The sequence below is a fragment of the Planctomycetota bacterium genome (assembly GCA_038746835.1).
Classification (GTDB): Bacteria; Planctomycetota; Phycisphaerae; order Tepidisphaerales; family Tepidisphaeraceae; genus JBCDKH01.
The window spans coordinates 1-4764 of the sequence record JBCDKH010000241.1 but is presented as its reverse complement, the minus strand read 5'-3'; the positions used below and the strand labels follow the sequence as shown (position 1 = coordinate 4764).

The following is a 4764-nucleotide window of genomic DNA, read 5'->3' as shown; positions in this document are numbered from 1 at the left end:
GTGCGAGGGCTCGAGGCCGTGACGGGCGTCCGCGAGGCGGAGGTCGACTTCCCCAGCGGGCAGGCGTCGGTGATCTACGACGCCCACCGCGTCGCCGCCCACGAGTTGATGGCGGCCGTCGAGGAGACGGGCTATCGCTGCGGCGAATACCACCTCGGCGGCAGCGTCGCCGGCGTGGACGGGAATCGGAACCGGGGCTCGGCCTGACGAACGTGTCCCGTGTCGCTGGGCAACGGTCGCTGATACAGTGCGGGCGACATGGCTACTGCCCCGCCTCATGACGTGCTCGATGACGCCGAAGCTGAAGCCCGCGAGGCCGCCCGTCATGAGCCGGGCGACACCATGCACATCGAGACCGATGCGCACGCCCAGGAAGGCCGACCCAATCCCGAAGTCGCCGCCGCCAGCCGGAATGGTTCGGCGTCGAAGGTGCCGAGCCTCCGGCAGTTCCTGAAGTCCGTCGTCCAGGTCGGCGGCTCCGACCTTCACCTGCAGGCCGATTCGACGCCGGTCATCCGCGTCGACGGCCGGCTCCGGTTCCTCGACTGCGGCCAGCCCGACAACGAGATGATGGTCGGCTTCGTCAAGGAGTTGGCCGGCGATGATGAGAAGTTCCAGGAGTTTCTCGACAAGGGCTCCTGCGACACCAGCTACGCGCTCTACAAGTCGGGCGGCAAGGAGAAGGCCGACGGAACGGACGAACTGATCGCCCGCTTCCGCGTGGCCAGCTTCCACAGCCGCGGCAAGGCGGCCGTGGTGCTGCGGAAGATCAACACCGTCATCCCGAAGTTCGACGACCTCGCTCTGCCGCCCCAGATCCAGAAGCTGGCCGATCTTTATCGCGGACTGGTCATCGTGTCGGGAACCACCGGCTCGGGTAAGTCGACCACGCTGGCGGCGATCATCGGCAAGATCAACCGCAGTCGCTCGGAGCGGATCATCACCGTCGAAGACCCGATCGAGTTCGAGCACCAAGACAACAAGAGCCTCGTCAGCCAGGTCGAAGTCGGCACCGACACCTCCAGCTACGACCACGCCCTCCGCGCGGCTATGCGGCAGGACCCCGACACGATGCTGATCGGTGAGATTCGCGACGGCTTCAGCCTCATGACCGCCCTGCGAGCGGCCGACACGGGTCACCTGGTTTTCTCGACGGTCCACGCAACGAACGCCTCGATGACCATCGAACGCGTTGTCGCCCTGTTCGACAGTCAGCAGGCCGACCTCATGAACACGCAGCTGGCGACGAACCTGGCTTGCGTGTTCTGTCAGCGCCTCGCTAAGAAGCGCAACAGCAAGGGCCGGGTGCCGGTCGTCGAGGTGATGTACATGACGCCGCTAGCGCGTCGCTACATCATGGAAAAGGAGTACGAAAAGCTGAAGTCGATCGTCGGCAACAAGGAGGCCGGCAACCAGTCGTTCGACCAGCACCTGACCGAGCTCTTCCACAAGCAGATCATCGACGTCAACGAGGCCAAGCGTCTTGCGACCAATGTCGACGCGCTGAACCTCGCGCTCCGCGGCATCGGCAACAGCGACAACCGGCTGACCTGACCGCCATCAAACTCAAAGCGGCCGCTCGGGTACACGCCCCTCCTCGGGGGCGTCGTCCTTCACGTCGGCCATCTCGCCCTCTTCGACCCCGGCCTCTTCGACGGCACCGGTGCGGGTCTTCCAGTGTGAAAGGACCAGGTCGTTGAGTTCTTCGCGGAAGCGCTTCTCGCCGAACTGCTGGGCGTGGCGTGTGATCGCCTCAGCGTTGAAGCGGCCTTCGTTGTCGAGCACCTCGAATCGCTTGACGGCTTCGAGCAGGCTGTCGGGTGTCTGGCGATCGAAGTGGACACCAGTGACGCCGTCGATGACGGTTTCGGTCGCCCCGCCGCGGCCGTAGGTGATGACGGGCGTCCCGCAAGCCATTGCCTCGACCGGCACGATGCCGAAGTCTTCCTCGGCCGCGAAGACGAAGGCCTTGGCGCGTTGCATGTAGTGGACGAGTTCCTCGTGCTTCTGGTGGCCGACGACGCGAACGTTCGGCCCGGCGACGGCCTTGACCTTCTCCATATCCGGCCCGTCCCCGCCGATGACCAGGCGTCGCTCGGGCGTCTGCGTGAATGCCTCGGCGATGAGCGGCATCCGCTTGTACGGCACCATGCGGCTGCTGGTGAAATAGTAGTCCTGCTTGTCCGCGTGCGACTTGAACGCCGAGATGTCGACGGGCGGATAGACGGTCGTGCTGGGCCGGCGGTACGCCTTTTCGATGCGTCGGCCGACGAAATCGCTGTTGGACAGGAAGACGTCCACGCCGGCCGCACTGCGGAAGTCCCACTGCCGGATGTAGTGCAGCACGCTCCTTGCGACCGCGTTCTTGAGCAGCTTGATCGGCCCACGACGCCGGCCTGCGTACGCGAGGCCGCTCTCGGCGAGATACTGGTGCTGCATGTCCCACGCATAGCGCACGGGGCTGTGGCAATAGCTGACGTGCAACTGATCGGGCCGACAAATGACGCCCTTGGCGACGCAGTAGCTGCTGGAGAGGACAACGTCGTAGCCGCTCACGTCCAGCTGCTCGATCGCCATCGGCATGAGCGGCAGATAAGCCCGGTGCTTGTACTTGGCCAGAGGCAGTCGCTGGATGAACGTCGTCGTCGCACGCTTGTCGCGCATCCACGAGCGTTCGTTCTCCGGGACGAAGTCGATCACGCTGAACAGGTCCGCGTGCGGGAAAACCTGCAGCATCTGCTCCAACACACGCTCGGCCCCACCGCGCGTGTAGAGGAAGTCGTGGACGATCGCGACCGATGGGGCGCCGTCGCGTGCCTCGGACTGGCCGTTGGTCGATGCCCCGCCGTCCGCCGACGGTGACGACGCGAGCCTGCGCTTGTGGGCCTTAGCGAGTCGTGCACGGTCTTCGTTGTCGAGCGTCGCCAGGCCGTGCTCGGTCAGCAGACGGTTGAAGTACGTGATCCGATGTCCGGCCAGCTCCAGGTCGGCGACGGGACGCGTTTCGGGCTCGAGGTCGAGCGGGCTGTTGGACGGATGGACGTAGACCTCCACGCACAGCGACAGCGGCGAGCCGTCACCAAGTCGACGCTGAGGCACTTCGAGCGAGACCGAAACCGTCGTCGCATCGATGAGCCGCTCGTCAAGCGTCTCCGACTCGTTGGTCCACGCAATCTCGTACGGCGAGCCATCCCGCTTCGACGACGAAAGCTTGAGCGAGGCGAAGTCGAGCAACTCCGCGGCGTGGCACGTCTCGCGCCACCACTCGCCGAAGTCCGCGGCCTTGGCGAGGCGAAGCTGCGCCTCTTCGAACGCCTTGCGGTAGCCCTTGCCACGCCGGCCGGCGGCGCGGTGTCGACGAATCATCGAGATTGTCTCACGGCCACGGACACTCCCGGCCGTTCGGAAGAGGAACAGGAACAGCAGCGCCAGGAACGGGAAGAGAATCGACAGCGTCGCCCAGCCGTCGCCGAAGTGGGCGGCGACCAGTGCGATCGCCCCGGCAAGGAAGCTCACGCCCCAGATGACGAACACCGCGTGCTTCTGCGAAAGGCCGATCGCCAGAAGACGATGGTGGACGTGGCCGTCTTCTGCGGCGAAGAGGCTGCGCCGCTGAAGGACGCGTCGACGGATCAGCGTCAGTCCGGCGTCGAGGATCGGCACGCCCATCGCCGCGGCGGGCACGACGACCGCACGCATCGTCCCAACGCCCTCACGGCTGTTGAGCACCAACGGCAACGACGCGACGGCCACGCCGAGGAACATGCTCCCGCCGTCGCCCATGAAGACCCGGCCGGACGTGCCCCAGGGACCGTTGAAGTAGAGAAACCCGGCCAACGCTCCGGCGAAAGCCAGCGCTGCAATCGCAACGTCATACTGCTGCGCAGCCACCGCGACGAACGCAACGAACGCGGCCACGATGAAACCGACGCCGCCCGCCAAACCGTCCAGACCGTCGGAGAACGCGATGGCGACGGTGATGCCGCAGATCCACGCGATCGTCAGAAACCAACCCGCCACACCAAGGTCCGCGGTTGCGAGCTTGCCCGTGTCGAAGTTGATGCTGTCGAGCCGGACACCAATACCGCACGCCGCTAGGGCAACGCAAACGAGGGCGATCAGCTTGTAGTGCCCGGGCAGCGAGACCGCATCGTCGAGCAACCCGACGGCATGCACGACCAGCAACACCGCACCGAGCCCGATCCAGACGAACAGCTGTTCGCGCTCCAGGCCGGACAGCCCGAGCGCGACCGCGGCCGTCACCAGCGTCGCCGCGGCAATGCCAATGCCGCCGGTACGCGGCGTGCTGCGGCGGTGGACCTTGCGCGGTCCAGGCTCGTCAATCAGGCCCCACTGTGCCCCGAAGCGAATCGCGAGCATGACACCGACGAGCCCCAGCACGACGCCCATCGGGAGCGTCGCAATCAGCAGAAGGATCTCGCGTGTTTCGGGGCTCACGAAGCGACCCGCCTTTGCAGTCGACTGCGATCTGGCTTGGCGATGACGCGCGGGGCCGGCTCGACGAGTTCGAACTTCTGCCGACCCTTGGGCGTGCCGGTGACTTTCTGGTCGGCCGGCACGAGCAGGCTTGGTGCCACACGCACCATCGCTCCAACGCCGAGCATCGAGACCTTCAAGACGACCTTGAGCTCATCGACATCGTCTGACTCATCGTGTCGGGCGACGACGCCCTCGACGCCCTCGTACGGCCCGCCGATGACGCGGACAGCGTTTCCGATTGCAGCATTCGGGAAGAACTCGATG

The 4764-nt window shown here is 65.7% G+C and carries 4 protein-coding genes; 2 read left to right on the top strand and 2 right to left on the bottom strand.

From position 1 onward, the window contains the following. Both AAGI46_15880 and AAGI46_15875 read left to right on the top strand, forming a co-directional pair. Positions 1-207 (top strand): heavy-metal-associated domain-containing protein (locus AAGI46_15880; protein MEM1013687.1); only part of this gene is annotated, 207 nt, incomplete at its 5' end. A gap of 51 nt (positions 208-258) precedes the next feature. Next, entirely contained in the window at positions 259-1554 is a 1296-nt protein-coding gene (locus AAGI46_15875; GenBank protein ID MEM1013686.1) for a PilT/PilU family type 4a pilus ATPase, read from the top strand. Between the two features lie 12 nt (positions 1555-1566). Here the strand turns inward: AAGI46_15875 and AAGI46_15870 are convergent, their stop codons facing one another. Further along, a complete protein-coding gene (locus AAGI46_15870) occupies positions 1567-4458 on the bottom strand; it encodes a glycosyltransferase (GenBank protein MEM1013685.1) in 2892 nt (963 codons plus the stop codon). After that, positions 4455-4764, bottom strand: a 310-nt coding sequence (locus AAGI46_15865; protein ID MEM1013684.1) for a hypothetical protein, incomplete at its 5' end; no start/stop codon positions are given. The genes AAGI46_15870 and AAGI46_15865, both read right to left, overlap by 4 nt.

Bases quoted from the DNA above. Each gene is read 5' to 3' on its own strand.
- AAGI46_15875 (MEM1013686.1), top strand. From the start codon at position 259: ATGGCTACTGCCCCGCCTCATGACGTGCTCGATGACGCCGAAGCTGAA.